General features: G+C 62.7%; 16 protein-coding genes and 1 tRNA gene. 11 read left to right on the plus strand and 6 right to left on the minus strand.

Annotated features, from left to right (window positions below):
* Positions 1 to 17 precede the first annotated feature (17 nt).
* The 6 genes from F8M74_RS02350 (at position 18) to F8M74_RS02375 (ending at position 6,056) form a co-directional block, all read left to right on the plus strand.
* The gene (locus tag F8M74_RS02350) at positions 18 to 2,195 is read left to right on the plus strand and encodes an AAA family ATPase (RefSeq protein WP_141253457.1); all 2,178 of its coding nucleotides are present in this window, start codon (positions 18 to 20) and stop codon (positions 2,193 to 2,195) included.
* Positions 2,196 to 2,666: 471 nt separating this feature from the next.
* Positions 2,667 to 3,320, plus strand: coding sequence for a cell wall protein (locus F8M74_RS02355; RefSeq protein ID WP_141253456.1), 654 nt, complete (start codon positions 2,667 to 2,669; stop codon positions 3,318 to 3,320).
* A gap of 182 nt (positions 3,321 to 3,502) precedes the next feature.
* Positions 3,503 to 4,531, plus strand: a complete 1,029-nt coding sequence (locus tag F8M74_RS02360; protein ID WP_141253455.1) for a fatty acid desaturase — start codon at positions 3,503 to 3,505, stop codon at positions 4,529 to 4,531.
* A gap of 175 nt (positions 4,532 to 4,706) precedes the next feature.
* Positions 4,707 to 4,780 (plus strand) — tRNA-Arg (locus F8M74_RS02365).
* Between the two features lie 382 nt (positions 4,781 to 5,162).
* Positions 5,163 to 5,585, plus strand: coding sequence for a hypothetical protein (locus F8M74_RS02370; protein ID WP_141341451.1), 423 nt, complete (start codon positions 5,163 to 5,165; stop codon positions 5,583 to 5,585).
* A 51-nt stretch (positions 5,586 to 5,636) separates the two neighbouring features.
* Complete coding sequence (locus tag F8M74_RS02375) at positions 5,637 to 6,056, plus strand: hypothetical protein (protein WP_141253453.1); 420 nt, start codon at positions 5,637 to 5,639, stop codon at positions 6,054 to 6,056.
* 129 nt (positions 6,057 to 6,185) lie between these two features.
* Here the strand turns inward: F8M74_RS02375 and F8M74_RS02380 are convergent, their stop codons facing one another.
* Entirely contained in the window at positions 6,186 to 6,845 is a 660-nt protein-coding gene (locus F8M74_RS02380) for a transposase (protein WP_162294965.1), read from the minus strand.
* A gap of 1,651 nt (positions 6,846 to 8,496) precedes the next feature.
* Here F8M74_RS02380 and F8M74_RS02385 point away from each other — a divergent pair.
* The 5 genes from F8M74_RS02385 to F8M74_RS02405 all read left to right on the plus strand — a co-directional run bounded on the left by F8M74_RS02385 (position 8,497) and on the right by F8M74_RS02405 (position 15,898).
* On the plus strand, positions 8,497 to 9,438 hold the full coding sequence (locus tag F8M74_RS02385; protein ID WP_141253451.1) for a class I SAM-dependent methyltransferase: 942 nt from the start codon (positions 8,497 to 8,499) through the stop codon (positions 9,436 to 9,438).
* 161 nt (positions 9,439 to 9,599) lie between these two features.
* Entirely contained in the window at positions 9,600 to 11,324 is a 1,725-nt protein-coding gene (locus tag F8M74_RS02390) for a radical SAM protein (RefSeq protein ID WP_141253450.1), read from the plus strand.
* Positions 11,325 to 11,960: 636 nt separating this feature from the next.
* Complete coding sequence (locus tag F8M74_RS02395; protein WP_141253449.1) at positions 11,961 to 13,820, plus strand: hypothetical protein; 1,860 nt, start codon at positions 11,961 to 11,963, stop codon at positions 13,818 to 13,820.
* Complete coding sequence (locus tag F8M74_RS02400; RefSeq protein WP_141253448.1) at positions 13,817 to 14,728, plus strand: hypothetical protein; 912 nt, start codon at positions 13,817 to 13,819, stop codon at positions 14,726 to 14,728. The genes F8M74_RS02395 and F8M74_RS02400 overlap by 4 nt, the downstream gene beginning before the upstream one ends.
* A 213-nt stretch (positions 14,729 to 14,941) precedes the next feature.
* Positions 14,942 to 15,898 carry an asparagine synthetase A gene (locus tag F8M74_RS02405; protein WP_203330805.1) on the plus strand — a complete coding sequence of 319 codons (957 nt, stop codon included), beginning with the start codon at positions 14,942 to 14,944 and terminating at the stop codon, positions 15,896 to 15,898.
* A 34-nt stretch (positions 15,899 to 15,932) separates the two neighbouring features.
* On the opposite strand, the gene F8M74_RS02410 is transcribed toward F8M74_RS02405, so the two are convergent.
* From F8M74_RS02410 to F8M74_RS02430, 5 genes are all read right to left on the minus strand, one after another.
* The gene (locus F8M74_RS02410; protein ID WP_141253446.1) at positions 15,933 to 16,475 is read right to left on the minus strand and encodes a GNAT family N-acetyltransferase; all 543 of its coding nucleotides are present in this window, start codon (positions 16,473 to 16,475) and stop codon (positions 15,933 to 15,935) included.
* Between the two features lie 62 nt (positions 16,476 to 16,537).
* Positions 16,538 to 17,578, minus strand: a complete 1,041-nt coding sequence (locus F8M74_RS02415) for a hypothetical protein (protein ID WP_141253445.1) — start codon at positions 17,576 to 17,578, stop codon at positions 16,538 to 16,540.
* A gap of 12 nt (positions 17,579 to 17,590) precedes the next feature.
* Positions 17,591 to 18,988, minus strand: coding sequence for a His/Gly/Thr/Pro-type tRNA ligase C-terminal domain-containing protein (locus F8M74_RS02420; protein ID WP_141253444.1), 1,398 nt, complete (start codon positions 18,986 to 18,988; stop codon positions 17,591 to 17,593).
* Entirely contained in the window at positions 18,985 to 20,061 is a 1,077-nt protein-coding gene (locus tag F8M74_RS02425) for an LD-carboxypeptidase (protein ID WP_141253443.1), read from the minus strand. The genes F8M74_RS02420 and F8M74_RS02425 overlap by 4 nt, the downstream gene beginning before the upstream one ends.
* Complete coding sequence (locus F8M74_RS02430) at positions 20,058 to 20,789, minus strand: hypothetical protein (protein WP_141253442.1); 732 nt, start codon at positions 20,787 to 20,789, stop codon at positions 20,058 to 20,060. The genes F8M74_RS02425 and F8M74_RS02430 overlap by 4 nt, the downstream gene beginning before the upstream one ends.
* Between the last annotated feature and the right edge of the window lie 96 nt (positions 20,790 to 20,885).

Here is a 20,885-nt window from a genome sequence, read left to right on the forward strand (position 1 = left end):
TTCCGGCACCGTTCCGTATGTTCGATATGGGGTCGAACTGGCCGGAAGCGGAGTCGCATGACGGAGTGGCGCAGGTGAAGATGCCGGGCTGGAGCGCTCGGGTCCTGGGCCATGCCCACCTGGAAGGTCCCGACGGGCAGCGCGTGAGGATGGACCGCCGAGCCGCCACCCTCCTGGCCTACCTGGGCATGGAGGGCCCCGCGTCGAAGGCCGCCGTGTCCCACCTGCTGTGGCCGGACTCACCGCCCGCCGCCGTGCGCAACAACATGCGCCAACTGCTGCGCCGGCTCCGGCTGAGCTGCGGCGGCACGGACCTGGTGGACGGGGACTCCCAACGACTGGGCCTGTCACCAGACGTCACGCTGGACATCGCGAGGCTGAAGTGCGCCGCGGGCAAGCCCCTGTCCCCCGATGTCCTCCAAGCGCTGCTACAGGGCACCGGCGTCGGCCTGCTGACGGGGGTGAGCTTCGACGACTGCGACGAGCTGTCGCGGTGGCTGGATGGAGCCCGTGCCGCCGTGGAGGGATGGGTGCGCAACGCCCGGGAGGCCGAAGTCCAACGCCGCATGGACGCGCGGGACTGGCCCACCGCGCTGGCCCTGGCCCAGGCCTGGGTGCAGCAGGAGCCGGAGTCCGAACAGGCCGGCCGCCACCTCATCCGCCTGCACTACCTCCGGGGTGACCGGGGCGCGGCGCTCGCGGCCTTCGAGCGGCTGCGCAGCACGCTGTCACACGACCTGGGCGTCTCTCCCATGCCGGAGACGCTCACCCTGGTGCGCAACATCGAAAAGGATGCGGCGTGGACCGCCTCCCCCCAGCCCACCCGAGCACCGCTGCCCATGAGCGTGATGCGCCCGCCCGTCCTCGCGGGCAGGCAGCACGCCCTGCGCCAGCTCCAGGAAGGCCTGGAGGCGGGGCAGTTGCTCTTCGTGGCGGGAGACGCGGGCAGCGGAAAGACACGGCTCGCCGAGGAGTTCGCCGCGTCCGTGGGGACGTGGTTCCGGCTCGAAGCACGCCCGGGTGACCAGGAGGTGCCCTATGCCTCCCAGACGCGCGCGGTCCGAGCCCACCTGGCCCGGCGGCCCGGCATCGTGATGCCGGACTGGGTCCGGACGGAGCTGTCGCGCATCGTGCCAGAGCTGGGCAATGGGACCGCCCTGCCACCGCTCGCCTCCGAGGCCGACGAGCTGCGCTTCTACGAGGCCCACGCGGAGGCGATGGCCCTGCTGCACGAGGGTGACCAGGTCATCGTCGTCGACGACGTCCAATACTGGGACCAGGCCAGCGCGAAGCTGTTCATGTACTCGCTGGCCCGGATGCTGGAGCGGAAGTACGAATCGCCGGCCCGCGCGCCCGCCTTCATCGACTGCTACCGCAAGGGAGAGCTCCCGCCCTACTCCGAAGCCAACGTGCGCAAGCTCGTGGACACGGGGCTCGCGCGCGTCATCGAGGTGGGGCCGCTCGCGCTCGAAGAGGTCCGGCAACTGCTCGCGGGCCTGGAGCTTCCGGGCGCGGAACCTCACGCCGAGGCGCTGACGCGCTACACGGGGGGCAACCCGCTGTACATCGTGGAGACGCTGAAGCACCTCATCGAAACGGACGCTCTCCACCGGGACTGGCCGCGCCGGCTCCCACCTCCGGGCCGAGTGGGGCCGCTCATCCAACGCCGTCTGGAGCGCCTCACACCCCTGGCCCGGCTCACGGCGCAGTTGGCGGCGCGAGCGGACCTCCACTTCCGAGCCGCATTGGCGCCCGAGGCGCTCCAGGTCAGCGTGGCGGAGCTGCACGCGGCGCTGTCCGAGCTGGAGTCCGCGCAGATCCTCGTGGCGGAGCGCTTCACCCACGACCTGGTGCTGGAAGCGGTCCACGCCAGCGTGTCCGACTCCGCCGCTCGCTTCCTGCACGGCCGGCTTGCACGCGTCTTCGAACGGGATGGCGCGCCCGCCATCATCCTGGCCCACCACTGGATGGAAGCGGGGCAGGAGGACCGCGCCCTGCCCTTCCTGCTCGCCGCCGCGCACGCGGACGAACGGTTGTTGCCCAAGGGACAGGCCGCCGGACACTACGCTCGCGCGGCGGCGCTGCTCGAAGCCGTGGGTCGCGGCTACGAGGCCGCGAACGCTCGCGCGGCCGAATCGCGATGCCGCCAGTCGGAAAGCGCATCTACGCCGGGTGCATCCCGCGTGGAGCGCTGAGACGTCACGTCAGGGGCAGTAGGTGCGCAACCACGGACACCGCGACAGTCGAGATGTTTCGCACGGGCAAATCCTCTCAGTGAAGTTGCACGACACGCGCATCCTGTCGCGGTAGCCTGTTTCAGCCAAGGAAGAGGCGTGCTCCTTGGAAGTCATGCCGACCACTCGGCAGGTAGGATTCCGACATACCTTGAAGGTGCGGGCGCGGCTCGGGATTGAATGGACGTGGGCCGTGTTGACATGGGGACGCACCGCTTGGGTTATCGCCGCGAAACATCCACTCACGAGCCCTTTGACAGGCTGTCCTGGGCGGTCGGCCACAGGTGTGCTAACGCAGCGGCCGTCCGCTCCACGGTCCCCTGAAGCAACCGGCAGCGACCACAGGCACTCATCCACATGCCAAGACCCCGTAGCCTTCGTTCCGCCCCTTCTCATCAATCCACGCGAATCACTCGCGTTCCCGCGGCATCCTTGCCGCCGCTGGAACGCGCGTTCCGCACTGTGCTGGCCGAGGAACTCGCCGGGCAACTGTCTCCGCTGACGGACACGCTTCTGCGCATCGCGGAGAGCCTGTCCCCCAGCGGCCTCCGGCGCCAGCCGCGGCGTGAGCTGCCGAACGCGGCCCTGGACGCCCTGGCGTCGTCGCTTGCGACCCTGGATGCGGGGCCCGACGACACCGCCGAGGAAGAAGCCGCCCCGGAAGCCCGGGCGTGCGCCGTCATCGGCTGCAAGCGGCCGGTGCGCAGCCTGGGCTACTGCGCGGCCCACTACCAGAAGCGGCGCCTCATGGTGGCGTCCGGCCGCCTGCACCACGCGTGGACGGAAGACGCCGCGCCGAACAGCATTCCGGACGTCATCCTGGGCCGGAAGCGCCGCGAGTCTTCGGAGGCACCGGAGACCGCCGTCACCCCGGAGCCCGTGCGTCCCAGCGAGGGGCCTCGCGTCTGGGTCCGCAAGAAGGGCGCCAGCCCCGTGGTCCCGACGCCCAGTGGCGACAGCGCGCCGGTTCTGCAGTTGGCCCAGGCTTCGGTGATTCCGACCGCGCAGCGCTCCGAGCGCGAGCAGGTGGCATCCATCGTCGAGCAGTGGGCCAGCGAGTTCCGGGCCAACAAGCATCGCTCGTAACGTGACGTGCCCCGTCGGGCCCCATGGGCCAGACGGGGCAGCGCGACATCCAACGCATCGCAGCATCCGTGAGTGGTGTCTGCCAATAGCACCGCCCATGACGGTCGCATGACAGTGGGTGGGCATGGTTCCAGGGACTCGAATCGACGGCAGCCGCCGTCGTGCCAGCCCTGGACCTCCGAATGGACTCCGCGACCCGCAGCAGCGCCTTCACCTCACTCTCCCGAGACGCCGAGCGGAACCTCATCGCCCGCACGCGGCCCTTCGCCGCGCAGGACACGCGGCGGAGCTGGTGGGAAGTGGGCACCACCTTTGTGGCCCTGCTGGGCGCCATCGCGCTCGCCGCCCTTCCCTCCTGGTGGCCCCTGCGCGTCGTGGGCAGCGTGGTGCAAGCGCTGGCGCTGATCCGCTCCTTCATCCTGGTCCACGACTACCTGCACGGTTCACTGCTGTCGGGCTCGCGGCTCGGAAAGGCCCTGTTCCACACCCACGCGGTGCTGCTGCTCACGCCGCCGCGCGTCTGGAGCGAGACGCACAACCACCACCATGCGAACACGGCGCGGCTGGCTGCCTCCGCGTCAGGGACGTTCACCACGTGGACGGCGCAGCAGTGGCGTGAGGCCACGGCGCTGGAGCGGCTGGCCTACGTGGTGGAGCGGCATCCGCTCGTGATGATCTTCGCGTACCCGCTCGCGTTCCTGGGTGGGCTGTGCATCGTGCCGTTCGTGAAGCACCCGCTGCGCTACTGGAGCGCGGGCTTCGCCGTGCTCCTCCACGTGGCCATCAGCGTGGCGGTGTTCCTCTTCGGGGGCCTGGGCGTGTACCTCACGGCGATGGTGCTGCCGCTGTCCATCGGCTACGCGCTGGGGGCGTACCTCTTCTTCTCCCAGCACAACTTCCCGGACGTCGCGCTGCGCGAGGACCAGGACTGGACGCACGCGAGCGCGGCCCTGGAGGCTTCGAGCTACCTGGCCTGCGGCCCCGTCATGGCGTGGTTCACCGGCAATATCGGCTACCACCACGTCCACCACCTCAACCCCCGCATCCCCTTCTACCGGCTGCCAGAGGCCATGGCCGCCATCCCCGAGCTGCAGAATCCCCGCACCACCACCCTGCACCCCAGGGACGTGCTGGCCTGTCTGCGGCTCAACGTCTGGGACGGGGAGCGGGGTCGCATGGTCCGGTTCCGGGACGTTCCCGCGTCACGCTGAGGGTGCCCGGCAGGGCCCCTAGGGGGCGGCAGGCTGGAAACGGTGATGCTGGCGCGTTGCGCGCGCCGGGCCGCCTGCTATAACGCACGTCGTTGCGCATGCGCCCCGGCTAGGGGGGGCATGGCTGGACCTTTCTGGCGGGCCTCCTCCAGAAAGCGCAGTGACTTGAGAGCACGACCCCGTAGCTCAGTTGGATAGAGCGGCGGTTTCCTAAACCGCAGGCCACAGGTTCGATTCCTGTCGGGGTCATATCCTAACCGCCCGTCCCCACTGGGGACTCGGGCGGAAGGTGGAGCCAGTGCTGCTCCCGCTGATGGCGCCGTGGCGCTGGCGTGGCGTAGCGGCAAGGCCAAAGCCAGACACTCACCGCTGAACAGCCTGCTGGTAACCGCGGCTGCAGTGACGCAGCGCCATCCTCCCAGGCCCACTGGCGCCTCTTGCCAGCCGAGTTCACCCTGAGGCTCCGCCGCCTCGATAAGGCCAGCGAGTGCTGGGAGGTGAACGACGGCGTCGGCACCGGGCACAGGGAGGGCCACATCGAGCCCCTTCACGAACTACAATTCCTGACTTTCGGGACAGGAGGAGTTCATGCCGGCAGCGCTGCCCTGCTGACATGGAGCTGCCGCGCGCGATGGAGCGCGACTATGGGCAGGAGTACTGCGGCGCCATCTACTCGCTGGGAGACGGCATCTACGACGCCAGCATGCCCTCGCCCCTGGGAGAGCCCGTCCCCGTTGGCCCCTCGAAGCGGAAGAAGTGCATCCCCCCTCGCGCCGTCGCCGACTCCAGAGGGCGGGCGGTCGTGCTCGCTGACTTCCACAGCCACCCGTGGGCCCCCTCGTCACTGTCGCTCGTGGACCGGCTCGCCCAAACGCAAATCTGGACCATCCGAATCCAGTTCGACCGCGCCTGCACCATCACCAAGCTCGTGCCGAATCTCGGCAGCGAGCAACCCGGAGAGGTCTACCTCCGACAACGCAAGCACTGGAAGCTGGTGGGCATCATCAAGCACGAGGACAAGGACCTCGGGCTCGTCACTGCGGTGGATGACTGAGGGCTGAGCGTGTCGATGCACAACCGGAATCGTGGCCCGCACGGAGGCCCCATGAAGCGCGTTCTGCTCCCCCTTCTCTGCGTGCTGCCAGCATGCGCCATGTTCCAACGACCGCTGCGGCCAGTGCATGCGCCGCCGGAAGAGGCTGCCGCGTTCGAAATTCCGCTCGCGCTCCCAACGGAGGGGCGGCAGGTCATCAGCGGCACCACCCTGCGCGCCATCCAGCTCGCCATGGACGACTACCTCCCATGGGACCGAAAGCTGCCCAGCGGCGCCACGCCGCTCCATGAGTGCCTCAACCGCCGCGAGTCCTATGAGGTCGCAACAGCGCCCGTCTCGCCAGGCGTCATGCTGATCAGCATCATCCCGAACCCGGACGTATGCGACATCGGCACGGCTCCCGTCCTGGAGGGAGGCGCTACCTATGCGATTGACGTAAGCGGATGGCGCATCCTCGCGGCGCAGCAATAGACACCTGGGACTTGTCCGGCGCCGATGCCGTCATGCTTCGCCCCCTCCTGGCGCGGTGAGCGCCAAGGTAGATGTCGCGTGAAAGGGTTCAACCGATGTGCTTCAACTCCTGCACTGCCCGGGTGAGGTTCAGAGAGGGGCCGAGGCGGACGGGGCCTGCGGGCGTCCAGTCGCGCGTGTCGCGGCTCCATCGCTCGGGGTGACGGGCTTTAGAGCGTTGGTACACCTGGTGCCGTCGGGCCAGTAGCGCGCCCTCGCGGCCAAAGTGCCTATTTCCTCCAGCGCTGGACAGTGCGTGGGGCCCCCCCCCCGAGCCGCTCGCAAATGGCCACCAGGCGCACGCCCTTCTCCAGGGCCTCGTCGACGTGGGCGAGCGTCATTTCTCGCTCTTCTCGTCCGCTGCGTCGTCCTCTCGTCTGCCAGGTGCCTCTCGTCCCATCCCATCGCCTGAAGTTTTTCGAGCACCAGCAGCGCCGCCGTCTCCGCCAGCGCCTTCTCCTCGCGATGCAGCTCCCGCTCGAGTTCCTTCACCCGCTTCTCGGCGGCGGCCAGGCGCTTGCGCTCCTTGGCCGGCAGCGGCTCGCTCGCCGTGCCTGAGAGCACACCTGTGGCCGTCTGCTGCCACTCCCGCAGCTGCGCTTCATGCAGCCCTTCTCCACGCAGCAGCGCCCCCAACTCCTCGCCCTTGAGCTCCTGGGCCGCCGCCTGCACGCGCAGCTTCTCCTCAGGCGTCCACTTCTTCGGCACGGGGGAGGCAACGGGCTTCTTCTCTTCGGACGGGGGCGTCATGGCCGCTACCCTATTCGCCACCCGCACCCCCTGCGGCAACGTCGGCTGGGACACCCCTACCTGACGGGCCAGTGTCGCGGCACTCACCGCGCTCGGGCCCATCATTCGCTTCACCATCTGCGTCTTGAATGCGTCTGTGTACGGCACCGCAACCGCCTGCGCTCGCCCCCTTCGGGTGGTCAGCTCGGCACGTCAGCCGAGGCGGTCGGGTCGGGGGCCGGCGCGGTGGTGTGCAGGCTGCTCTTGGCTGTTTCCGCCGTTTCCAGCTTCGTACCCGTGTAGAGCGGGCCATCACTCCGTCTCCGGTCCCCGCCACGTCGAACCGGACAGGCGGGTTTCCCGCATCCGGCTCACCGCGAAGGCGTCATCTCACCAGGGTTATGGTTCCGCTCGGTGGGAGGCCTGCTTTCAGGACGGCGTAGTACCTCACCCGGTAGTCATCGAAGCGACCCCGGTGCCCGTATACGACGTCCCTACTCCACCGCTTCCAACCGAAGCCCCCTCGCTTCCTTCGCCGGGCTTCGCCTCGTCGGCTCGCCGCAACTACCTTGCTTCCGCAGGTCTTCTCCGCGGGGCGAGGAGCCCTTCCCTGTTTCCACTCATGTCCTTGTGCGCGTGCCGTCGCCCTCTACCCCGCCGGGTGGTGCGGCCCCTGGTCGTTCTGCGGGGACGCCCTGCTGCCTTCGCCGTAGATGTGATGGCTCGGCCCCCGGAGGTATCAATTGACGGGGCCTCGACTGGGCATTCACTCGTCGTTACGGCCCGCGCACTCGCGCACCCCGCTGAACGGGGCTTTGTCAGTGGCTTCACCGCAGGGGTCTCCCCTCTCGGCGCCACCCCAGCTATGCGGCCTTGACCTGTCGCCGCCTCAGGACTTTCACCCTACGGGTCCATGAGTTCCTCCAGGCATCACACATCTACCTTGACGTTCCTTGGACTACTCACCGCAGAGGGACCGTCCTGGTTGGTTTCGCCAAGGAGCCTCCCTTTCCGGCTCGTCCCTCCTCGCTATCTATACATTCACAGGGACACGACCAGAAATCCTGGGGCGCTGGAGCGACAGGAGCGTGCATTGTGCCCTGCCGCCCTACAGTCCTGACTGCAACCTGACTGTGTAATGGTGACAGGCCTGAATCGGCAACTGCGAAACCCAGCCACTCGCATTGCCGACGAACGGCCGTGGACAGTTCAGCGACTCAGTGCGGCAACGCCTCTCACAAATCTCGCCGCCTGATTTCGCGACTACCTATCACGCCTGCAACTCAGCCAACCTCAGCGGTAGCCCTCAGCTGGGTACCGCTCGTGGCCACTGAGGCACCCAAGCGCATTCAGGAACGACGCTCAGCAATCACCGGCAATAGACTTGGCGCTGGATCTACGCCCACATCCCTCAGCAAGCGGTCACCCGGTCTCGAACCAGGATCTCTACCATGGCGTGGCAGTGTCTTAGCCGCTTAAACGATGACCGCACGAATCAGCGCCGAACCCCATGACTACGCCAAACGCCTCCGTAGATCAAACTGCCTTGACGAAGCAGCAAGAGAAGGCAGTCCAAATGAGTCCATACCTTGACAATATTCACCACCAGTGAGATGACTGGGGTTTGAGTTCTGCGCTGTACACTTCCGAGCATGACGAAGGTTAGGTGTCCATGGCAGTGAACGAGAACTCAACCGCTCCTAGCCAGACGCATCCTGGGCCTGTCTTGAATGCCCCCCTTCAACCACTGGAGGAGGCGTATTGGAGCAAGGAACTTGCAAGCTTCCGTGGCTTCATCAAGGAGCGCCCGGGGGCAAACTACCGGGACTGGCAACCTACAAAATGGCAGTCGCTTGCGCGAGTGAGCGCGGAGCTGGTCGCCACCGGGCGCGAGACGCTCAGGATGCCAACGGCGTTGGAGCTGGGGTGTGGTTCCGCCACACTGCTCACCCAACTCGCCGCCGGAGGATGGAAATGCGTGGGAGTGGACTGCGCTCCTTCTGCACTGATGCTCGCGCGCGAGGCAGCGGAAAGCTTATGTTTGTCGAACACACCATCCTTCTTGTTGGCTGACTTCCTGTCGCCGGAGTTCAAGCACCAAATCGACCCTGCTGACCTTGTGTTCAGCATTGGCGTCCTCGAGCACTTCGACGGGGCGGCGCAAGAGGAGGTGTTCGAAATCCACTGCCAGTTCTCCAGGCAATGGGTGCTGATCGGGTTACCCAACCTAGAGTCTCCCATCTTCAGATCTTTCATCGAATGGGCGCGCCGGGCGGGCCGACTCTACGAAGAAGAGCACTTTCCCGTCTCCGTGCCGAGCTTGGCGGTGAAAAGCGGGCGAAGGCTACTGAGAAGTGATGGCTGCCACCTCTTCCTGAGCAGGGCTGAGTATTATATTGAGGGTGACCCCGAGCTCGACGCCTTCTATGCCCGACTTCGCGAACTGCTGATCTGCCAGGGCGGCGAGCGCTACCGCAATTTTCCGCGGCTGGATCTCCGACCGGATGACATTCCAATCCTCCAGAGCGTGGAGGCCAATGTGTCCGATCATGAACGTCTTCGGTTTGGCTTCCTTAACTACTACCTTGTCGAGGCAGCCGCCCTTCACCCGTAGTCAATGCTTCACAGGCCATGGACGGCCCGCTGCTGACATGGCGCACAAATCCATGCCTGACAGGAAACCGGCGATTCTTGACGCTCAAGAATCGCGCAAGTACGATCAATTGCACAGTCCACGCAAAGCCCTGACAAGCAACATCAATGAGGAGGTGACCCGTGACCGAAAAGAAGGTCCAGGTTCTGGTGGTCAACCAGATCGAGGGTTCGCAGACCGGCGGATTCACATACGAAGACAAAGGTCCGACATATCTACAAACCCTTGCACCCACCTATCTCCGAAGCCATTTCTATCACACATTCTGCGCAGAGCCAGTGAATTGCATCCAGATAGCCGCGGCACTGCGCGCACAAGGCCTTGAGGTCGCGGTCCTTGACGGCCTGCTTGGCAACATGAACAAGGATGCGCTGATCGAAGAGATCCTTCGCTGGGATGCGGAAATCTACTGCTTCAGCATCTTCCACTCAAGCTACTTCCCAGTGATCGATATCATGAGGGCCATCCGCGCTCGGAACCCAAAATCGGCCATCATCACGGGCGGAAATTACGCGACGCTTGTCTACGGGCAACTACTCTCACGCAACCCCGAGATTGATTACGTTGTCGTAGGTGAGTCCGACGACGCCCTGCCAGCCGCGTGCAAGAAGATCCTCGCCAAGGAGGATCCAACGACGGTGCCAGGCGTAGCATACCGCTCAAACAGCGCGCTCATGAGCCAGGGGGCCGAAGGAAGGATCAAGCTCAATCCACCGCGCATTCCAGACATCGCCACGGTGCAACCTCTCGCCCGTGACTTCGCGAAGGAAGTGCTTGCCAACGAGTTCTCCTTCAGCCTCCACTCAAGTCGCGGTTGTGGTTTTGGCGTTTGCACCTTCTGTTACCTTCCCGAGTACCAGAAGATTTCGAATATTCCGAAATGGCGAGGGAAACCCCCAGAGATGATCGTTTCGGAAATCGAAGACCTCAAGATGCGATACGGCATCAAGCACATTACCTTCGTGGACGAAGACTTCATGGGCCCGAACTTTGACGGGATTGCCCGTGCTGTTGCCTTCGCCAAGTTGCTCATCGAACGAAAGGTAAACGTTACCTGGTACGCGAACTGCCTCGTCCTGAGCGTCTTCTCCTTGGTGAAAAACGGGCATTTGCCCCTCTTGGCTGAGTCGGGCCTCAGATACCTCTTCGTCGGGATCGAGTCAGGGTCGAACCACATATTGAAACGCTTCAAAAAAGGCTTCACGATCAAAGGCCTTCAGCGCATCGTCGGGGAACTCAATAAGTACAACATCAAAATAAATCCAGGTCTCATCACCTTCGTGCCCGAAAGCACCCCCGAGGAGGTCAAGGCCAATGTCGATGTCATCAAGCTCATCGACTACTACGACATCTTCGTGTTCACTCGCCGTCTTGTAATGCTGCCTGGGACGGAGGAAGGCTGCGGCTGCGCCGCCACCGATGTCGACTCCGACGGGGCCACGACTTGGAACCTACCAGATGAGGACTACCAGAAGGCCCTCGCCATCGATGTCAAGATCGATCCCGAAACGTATTTCGAGCATCCAGCAACGCGCCTTTTGTTTGTCGGAATGTCTGAATTCCGGGACCACCTTTATGTTCTATACGAATACCTCACGCGAAATCATCGCAACATCAGCCCGGACGCGCGACGAGAGCTTTCCGAGCATCATTTCCACTTCTTCAATGAACTCTATACGCACGTTCAGGACGGGCGCCTGCGCTCCTACGAGGATGTAAGCGGATTCGTCAAGACCGGGCTTGAGCAAGCGCACGAGATCGCCTCGCGCATCGACCCCATGGAAGAACCCGAGCAAACCGCTCCACGCGTCGCAGTGCGACCTGCGCAGGCAGCTGGCTCTGCCTGAGCCCCCCCGATCCGCACTGCCCAGGCAATCCACCCCACACCCTACGAGTCCAGCCTGTCGCTGGGCTCAAGGGGCCTCGCCACCACCAAAGAACAAAGCCTCCGACCGCTTGCGCGGCGGAGGCCAGGAACTGCCACCACTGGATGTCTAAGCCTAAATCGCCGCCCCCCCCTCTACCAACAGGCCAGAACAGATCGGTGCGCTAGCAGGGTAATCTCGTCGTCTGCTTGCCCTTGCTGCAGTGACGCGAACTGTTTCGCACTGGAATCCTCCATTGTGATGCTCATCTTCCCAGACTTCGGCACCGATACTCCAAGGATTCGCGCCAGGGTCTTGAGATCTTCGCCGCTCACAACCGTCTTCTTTGGACTCGTCATCGTGCCTCCCTTTGAAAGTCGAAGCAATGGAATGACTGCCCCACAATCATTTCCGGGGTTCGATAGCCTGTCAAGGTGTAGGCAGACACACACCCTGGGGCGCAAAAAGGACAGGTCGAAGTTTGCGCCACATACCTGGAAGGCATGCCTTGTTGCCTGGAATCAACTCAACTCAACGCAAGGCATCGAGATATCAGGATTTTCATGAAGGGCGCTTCCTTGTGGGTGCACTTTTGGGGCATCCAAGGAGCTGAATCTCGTGAATGGTTTGAAACTAGCCGCTGGCAAGATTGCAATCGCGCTAGAGCTCCCCAGCGACGTGGACGGACACATTCTCTCAGCCCGCTTGCGCAACTACGGCGTCGACGCGAGTCTTATTGAAATGTTCGCCCGCCCGGAGTGCCCAACACGCTCGGGTGCAGTTGTCCTGGGGCTCAAGGGGCCTTGTGAAATCGCGGCCCGGGCCTATGCAGCCGCATCCGGCCGCAAGCTTGTAGTACTCGACAATTCGACGCAAGCCATGGACATTTGGCTAGAATGTGAAGACTTCCCACCTTCGCTTCTCTTCTTCATTCCAGAGAATGAATTCGACCTTCGACTGTGCCACGAGTTCATTCAATGGGCTGGGGAGCACGGTGTCGCTTCGGGCATCATGCCTGTCCCTGAGGACCCAACTCAAGCGATGCTCAAGGCCTGTCGCTTGATTGCCTTGGAGATTCGAGCGACGCCCTACCCTCATGGAGTCCTTACATTCAACGACTTTCCATCTACCTCCCACGATACCGGCTCATATTTCGGAAGTGCGCGCGCCGATGATTTCATCCATGCGATATCCGAAGGTGCGAATGCCCTTGTCTTGTCGGCACACGGCAACGGCGCGGATTTCAAGGTGGGGAAACGCGTGCTTTGCGTACAGGCGGACGGGCTGGCTCCGGAACCAGGGCAGCCCGGCGAAACTTTTTTGCCCTGCCAGACAGGGGGGGCGTGCTTACGCGAGCCTACCCACGCCCGGGCCGAGTTCGTCGGTCCTGGCGCGCTCCGAGTCGCCGCTGTGGTCATGTTGAGTTGCTCCGGCATCGTACCGAAAGGCGGAGTCTTTGATGCCCGCTTTAGCTTCTCTGAAGCCCTTTTTCGAGGGGAGCATGTCCGTGGCGTGGTGGCGGCCTGTCGCTACATCGTGCTGACGCCCGATGCCTGCCTTGAAGCTGCCCGGCTTCTCCGAGCTGGCGCGAGTCTTGGTGAGCTCACCTTGAGCCTAAACAAACACTTCCACGCGGGATGCGAAGCGTACGTTTGTCTTGGCGATCCTGACTTCAGGCCATTTGCTCCAAACCAGGCTCATTCCGCCTCCCTCGTGGAGTCACGCTCAGAGGCCATCCCCTGTTCTTCACCTGGACGTTTAGAGGCGACTTCTCCCAAAGTCATTCCCGCGCTCACTAGCTACTTGAGCATCGCCGACTTCTTTCTTGCCCTCGACGTAGGGCCCGATCCTTCCGAAAAACACCGGGTGCTCATGGACGAACTGCGCGGCACGATTGCGACCGCGCTCCGCAACCTGGGCCTCCCCTCCAGCAGGCAACGACTGGCCCTGGATGCCCGAATTGCCCAAACGCTCGCGGGAACGCTCCCCGTCTACGACGCGCACTTGGCCCAGCCGCTCTTCTCCCACTACAAGCTTCTTCAGCAGCGCCCCGGCCCCAATTGTAGTGCCTGTGGAGGTCGCACCATAATCGGTGAGTACGCTGCGCTGTTGCATTGGGGATACTCCCGTAGGTTGATGACCTGTACAAACCACGGTGTCCTCACCGACCATCCCATTGGGACCGGCGGTGAGGATGTGGGCGCATCTCTGACGGTCGAGGCACACCACTTGCGAGTGACGCTGTCCCCCCCCACGGAACACCGCGTTCAAGGCATTGCAGTCAGCTATCGGTGCGGAGACGAGGCGGTCAAGGCTTCCGAATTGGATACCAAGGTGAGTCGCACCGGGGAGGTGACCTTCACCGTTGAGCGCAAGGGGACGAATCGCGACTCCCGCGAAGTGGTCTATGTGGCGTTCTCACACCAGGGACACGCCGGTTACCTCTGCCTTCCAGTGATGTCGCCAGGAGACGCATGATGGGCACGTCTGGTAAGTCGCCCAATGAGGCCAATGAGAGTGCCGCCTGGCTGGCGCAGCGCTGCGCCAGTCGTACGGCGCAGGCCGCGGTGGTCCGCAGTGCGGTTGCCGATGGCATCGTCACTCCTGGGCCAGGCACACTTCTCGCCCGTGAACTCGACGCATCGGTGCTCGCACTTGCAGATGTCCTCTCCTTGAACGATGCCGGTGACGAGCAGCGCCGGGCAGCACTCCGTTCCGAGATGGCAAAGCTTGACCATCGCTATGGTGAGGTCTTGGTGCAGATCCTCCGCATCCGCGCCGGCTATGTCTATCCGTACATGAGTGGCATCGGTTCACCGCGGCCCGAGCGTGTCGCCAGTCTCCCGCATGCCTGCGGAGAACGCTTGTTCGCCGCGGAGGTCGAGAACACCATTTTTGGATGCGGTCATCGTGCGTTCTGGGTTTGTGCCAGTTGTGGACTCGTGGGTGAGAGCGAAGCGGGGTGCCCCCTTCCCGACGTCTTCTTCGAGGAGCATGCCGCGCGCCTCCAGGTAGATGGGGCAGTGCTCGGCGAGGGTGATGTATTCGTCGGAGTCGTCGTGGAGCCGTTCGGCTCCCTCCAGGCAGAGACTCTTCACGCCGGGACTGTGCCCCCATCGAGCCTACTCAATGGTTTCAAGTTTGACCTCCGTCCCGACGTCACAAAGCACGGCCTTCGTGTTCTCGCGATTGCCCTGGTCTACGGCTGTGAATTCATGGTCATCCGCCAACCCATCAGAAGATATCGGAGTACAGGAAAATCAGTCTTGCCCCATGCGGAGATCACGTCCTCATCAAGAGGCCTGTTCCATTCCAGCCCTCGCACTCCGATACAAAACAGCTTAAGGCCTGCGAGCAAATTGAAGCGGGCGAAACATTGCACATGAGCAGGGCTTTTCTGTCGATACCGGCCACTGGTTGGCATCATGAGGACTGGGATGGCAACAAACTTAAGTTCAATACCAAGGGACGCGGAAACCATGGCGCACGAGAAAGAACACTCACCACTCAAGGCCCAGCGGGATCCTCCACGCTCAAGGGCGCCTCGCCTCTCACCTCCGCGCAGTTGGGCCGATCCAGCGAACCATTTCTCGGAGGCATTGACCAACCCCTGGTATCGGCTCATCTGCGAACTGGTGGGTGACTTCTGCTATGCGACATATCGCTTCTACCAGCAGCAGCATTTCGTGCCGGCCCTCCTGCCTATCACCAGCAATTCCATTTCCAGCCCAATGGGGCTTGGCAGCGACAGCCTCCCGGTCAAGATCGAGCTCTTTGGCAAGCACACTTACTTGGTTGATTCGATGCAGTTCCAGCTCGAGTACATGCTCCGGCATGGCCAGCACGGCGTATTCTACATCATGCCCACCTTCCGGGGGGAAGACCCGGACCACCGGCATCTCAACCAGTTCTTCCACTCGGAGGCAGAGTTGGTGGGTGGATTGGAAGACGTTATCGAACTGGTCGGAAGATATGTGGCTTGGTGCACGCGAAGTCTGCTTCAATCCCACGGGAAGGTGCTGGAAGCCCAGTTGGGCTCGGTAGCCCACCTTGAGCGGATGGTCGCGCTCAATGGCGACATTCCGCGTGTCACCTTCAAGGAAGCACGAAAGCTCCTGGGAGACGATCCGAGTAACTACAGCAAGCCCCTGCCGGGGCTCTGCACCATCTCCCCGGCAGGGGAAAAGCGCCTGATGGAATTATTTGGAGGAATTGTTTGGCTCACACACCTTCCCAGCCAGGTTGTGCCATTCTACCAAGCGGTCATGGCGGATGGTGAGTATGCGCTCTGTGCAGATCTGCTCTTTGGATTGGGAGAGGTGGTGGGTTGCGGCGAACGGCACCTTGGGTACGCCGAGACAATGGCTGCGCTCAGAACGCACCAAGTGGACCCAAATGATTACGACTGGTATCTAAGGATGAAGCGCGAGTATCCACTACGGACGGCCGGCTTCGGACTCGGCATTGAGAGGTACCTGGCCTGGGTGCTCAGGCATGACGACGTCCGGGACATCCACCTCATCACTCGGATGAAGGGGTACGACTCGATACCCTAGTGAGCGCTCTTTCGCCAAACACCGTCCAAGGTGCTCACCCCCTCCAGTCACGAGCAAGGAGGCTATATACCGCCAAGTCCACGAAGCGGTCATACAACCGCTCCCCATCACGGCGAACACCCTCAAACTGAAAGCCCAATCGCTCTGGGATGGCGCGTGACCGGGTGTTTTCCACCGCAACGCGTATCTCCAACCGATTGAGGTCGAGATCGGTGAACGCATATTTGGTGAGTGCGCGCACCGCACGTGTCATCAATCCCTGCCCCTCATACCGACTTCCAAGCCAATACCCAATGGAAGAGGAGCGATGGGTCCTCTCAATGGCATGGAAGCCACAAATTCCCGCGAGCGCCCCATCGTATACGACACCAACGGTGAGAGAGGTGCAGCGCGAGAACTGCTCCAGCGTATGATGAATGAACCTGCGGGAGTCTTCCACCGTGAGAGTGGTGTCTACCCACGTGAGCCAGCGGCGCAGCTTGTCGCGGCTCTCATCAATCAGACTAAAAAGCGCTGGGGCGTGGTACGGCTCGAGCAGCCCCAACTCCAGTGTTTCGTCAACCGGCAGGCGGAACATGTCTTCTCCAAGCAGCGAGCTCTCGCAAGCTGCGCGTGAAGTACGGTGAGTTTGTGGAAGGCTCAGGGCGCCCTCCAGGGCCGCCCGTGAAGGAACTGAAGCGGATTCTTGTGGAGCCATTGCTCGTGCAGGGAGGGCTCCAAGGACGCAAGCGCGCTACGGACGATGCCCACGTCCCGTGCGACCTCAGCACCATGCAGCGTGCCGTCAATCCATGTGATGAGGTTCCACGGCGTGTCCATTGCGAACAAGAAGGCTTGCGGCAACGTTTCCAGGATGCGTGCCAGCCGCACTGCCCGCTCGGACGGCCCGGTGCCGGGCATCGCATGGTCGCAGATCATGCTCCATGGCCCACAGTCCAGATACAGGTACTCGTTTTCCTGGATGCGATGGATGTTGTCGTGCAGGAAGCCTGCATGCGCCACGTCAACGACCGCACGTGACCTGCGTGTTGCTACAAAGAGCGCATTGAAGAGTTCGCCGAAGTCGTCCTGCATTCCCGGCCGCGCGCAGTGAACCACCGTGGGCAACCCGCGAGAGGCGGCAAGGTCTAGGTAGCCCTGCTGGATGAATGTCGCAATTGAGGCTCCCTGCGCATAGGGATGCCACTTGAGGCCGCAAATGAATGGAAGCATGTCCTCATATGCGCGCTCGAAATCTTTTGCGGACTGACTGGGATCCACGAAAAGTACAGGCAGCGGCAAGCTTTGGGATTTCCCGTCGTCAATGTCGTGCAATGGCCTGGTCTGATGCGCCCCGCACGCAGCGACGATGAACCTGTTGCGAGTCCAATAAATGTCGCCATCTCGTCCCCCTTCAGCATCCAACCTCCGCCCTCGAGAGGATTCATAGATGGGCATGGCGAAGACAGCAGCGGCAAACAGCTTCGCGCCAGGAAGGAGGTCTCCCCAGTGGATCGTGCTACACAACTCCGCCCATTGCGAGAGGGACTGTCGGTACTCCACCCGGCGTCCACTCGCGTGAACGAGGTGCTCGACGCCGATATGCTCGTGAACGCTGACGACCGCACGAGTCTTCTGGAGCTTTTCCAGCAATTCGTTTCGCAGAAGACCAGCGGGCTGACCGGGATAGGCAGCAAACACGCGAACACCCCTTTACTTCTCACCGGAGTATTTGACTCCGAATAGAATGGTCTGGTTGGCCTTCGCGAAGCAGACGCCACAGCAAGCCGCAGGGCGCTCGGGCTCAAGCATTCGCCCTATGAGTTCTCCCGCAGGCTCTTGCTCCAGTCTGGCGATACACTCCTGCTCACCGCACAATCCCATGATGGCGGTCCGCCCCTCGGCCAGCAGCCCAGATAGGTGAGCGAACACTTCTACCTCCACGAGCTGTCCCCGCATTCGCTCGCGGTTAACGCGCCAGAGTTCCTCGTGTGCCTGCTCCAGCAACCCCGACGGATGCGATAGGAACTGCTCTAGAGGAAGCTGCTTCACGGTCTTATCGGGACCCAGGCGCACAGAAGCGCGGTGCTCTTCCATCTCCCTGGGCCCTACAAGCAGGTGGGCTGGCGCACCAAGTGCTTGCGCGTACTCCTGCCGCGCCTGAAACGAGCGGGCGTCCATGAATGCTCTGGCTCGGACTCCCGCCTGGCCAAGCACTTCAACGAGTCTCTCTGCCTCTCGGACGAGCAACACATCATCCGAGCGGGTTGGGAGCACGGCTACCTGGATGGGAGCCACCGCCGGGGCATGGATGGGCGCTCGTTCCCGGAAGCAGTGACCGAGCATCGCGAGCACCAACCTTCCGGAAAAAGCGAAGTTTGCCATTGCGGGATAGAGCCCATCGGGTGCACGGACATCGAACACCCGGCTGAAACGATCGCCAAGGTCGTAGATAGAGGTGAGCACGGTAATCCGGCCAGAGGGCATCACCGTAATTCCCTCCAACCGCCGGTGCGCATACTCGTTCAGACGCCTGTTGACCTTGACGCGCTCGACACCAATAACTGGCAGACAAAGCTGGGAGCAAAAGGCATAGGTCGCTCTATTGAGCGCGGCGAGCTCGCCGTTGACATCGCCAACGAGTGCTGCATGCGCCTCGAAGAAGGGCCAGACCACGCGCTCCTTCCACAGGGGCGCGGTCTTGCCTGTCTCATAGCGCCCTACCGCCCTGACAGACTGGACGCGGTAGGGCATTGGACGGCCCTGCTTGCACCAATTCGAGAAGATAGCGCAAAGCTGGGCCTCAACGGTGGACTTGATGATCTGCTCCCCATCACATGGGGCGGGGCGCGCCAAGTAGACCCGGTCGAGGAAACTCTTGATGTGCTCGGCTTGTCGCTGAAAGTCTTTGGTCGAGACGAATGCCGGTAAACCTAGCTCTTCATACCCCAGACGTTCCAAGTGCTCTGCCGCGGTGCGGACGACTGCCCCGGCGAGACGATAGCCATGGGGAAACCATGTGCTGGCGCCACGGGTCGGATAGGTGGGATCCAGCAGTTCAGCCGCGACCATCCCGGTACTGCGCCATTCTTCGAAGCCCGGAGCGCTCATTCGACGCTCTTTTCAACAAGGGTGATCTCACAGTCAAGCGCGGCAGCGGAGATGGAGGCACGCGCGCCCAAGGGAAACGTGAGAATGGGATCGGTATGGCCCAGGTCGACGTCCGCGATGATGGGAAAGCCGTATCGCTCCGTCAGAGTCAGGACCACGTCCCGCAGGGTCACGCCTTCCACCGGAAAGGCATCGGGACAGCGACCAACAATCATCCCCGTCACCCCCTCGAATGCGTTTGATTGGACCAGATGGGTCAACGATCGCTCCAGCTGCGGTAAGAAGGCTTCGCTTCCCGTTGCTTCCCACAAGAGGATGGCATCCTGGAACCGTGGCTCCCACGGCGTTCCAAGCAGACCATTGAGTGTGGCGAGGTTTCCTCCCATCAGGACGCCTTCGGCAGCGCCTTCGCGCCAAGCCTGCCAGCCTGAGGAGGGGCGAAGTGCGCGCCGGAGTTGAGATTGACTCCCAGCCCAATCAAGCCGCTCGGCGGTCCAGCCCGCCGGAGGCCGGAGTCTAAGTGGAACACGCTCTCCATGCACCACCGAACGAAACGCCTCAACGGTTTCCGCGAACGGTCCGCCCGGCTCCCCCCATTGCGGTAGTAGGGCCGGGCCATGCAAGGTGACCAAGCCACACATATGTTGGATTGCCATTAACAATATGCTGGCATCACTATAGCCACAATATATTTTCGGATGGGCGGCGAGAAGCTCCCAATCCAGGAAGGAGAGTATCCGATTGGAGTTGTAGCCTCCTACCGCCATCATGATTACGTGGATATCCGGTTCGAGCGCGAGGCGATGAAGTTCGCGGGCCGCAGCTTCGGGCGATAGAGCAGCATAGCCCTGTTTGGAATTGGCAGCGGGAGGAACCACGACACGGCAGTCCATCTCCTGGGCGAGCGAGCGGAGGGCAACCTCGGCACGAGCGGGATACTGCGCCAACGCAGGGGCAGATGGGCTGAAGATGGCAATGCAGCCACCATGAGGCGGCAGCGCGGGTGGCTTTCGCCTCGTGACGAAGAGGGACTGCCCGCGACGCCACTTATCGAGCTCTTCCCGGGCCGTCATTTGAGTTCCCCCGTTGCCAGCAGCAACGCGTCCTCGGAAATGTAGAAGAACTCCGCCTTGCCTTGACGGAACTGGTTCTTCGCGTCGAGGTAACGAATGCCCGCGACGCACTCCAGAACATCCGGCTGAGCCACGGCCAACAAAGCACCGCCAGGGGTGCGAAATACAGTAGCGTTGGTCTCAAACCACCAAGGCTCCTCGGTACGCACGGCCGCAAGGCCGAAGTAGGTGAGGAATTGCTCGATTAATTCTTGCCCACGAGGGGCGGCATCGGAATGGCGGAGGTCCAGGCCATTGATGCAATGAACATCCTCCCATCCACAGGCACCATGGGCCTGGGTGAATGGAGCGCAGGCGAAGTCGGTTGAGTATACGCCACCAGGCAGTTGCCGATAACTGCGCGTCTGCTTGGACAGGAACGGTATGGCCTGCAGGCAACCACCTGCCAGAGGGAGTATGCCGTGCTTGTGATGGGAACGGCCGTCGCTTACCACGGTTGGTACGACTGCATCGCGGAAGTGGCGGAAGAATGGCTTCGCCACTTCGGTCGGGATCACGAACGGGAACTGTGAGGGGAAAAGCTGTCTACCCGCCAATAGGGAGGCAGTGGCATCGAGCACAAGCCGCAGTGCCTTCATGCTGGGCCCTGGGAGATAATGCAGCCCCGGCACCGGGTATTCGTCACTCAGGATACCGCGGAGACGAAGCCTTTCACGTAGATCGCTCATGACAATGCCGCAACTCTACCTCGCGCCAGGAGGGTCGTCATCACTGCGCCCGCGCCGCGTACTCAGGGCCTCAGGGGTCCACGGGCATTGACTCCT

The organism is Myxococcus sp. CA023, from assembly GCF_010998615.1.
In the GTDB taxonomy this organism is placed as follows: Bacteria; Myxococcota; Myxococcia; order Myxococcales; family Myxococcaceae; genus Myxococcus.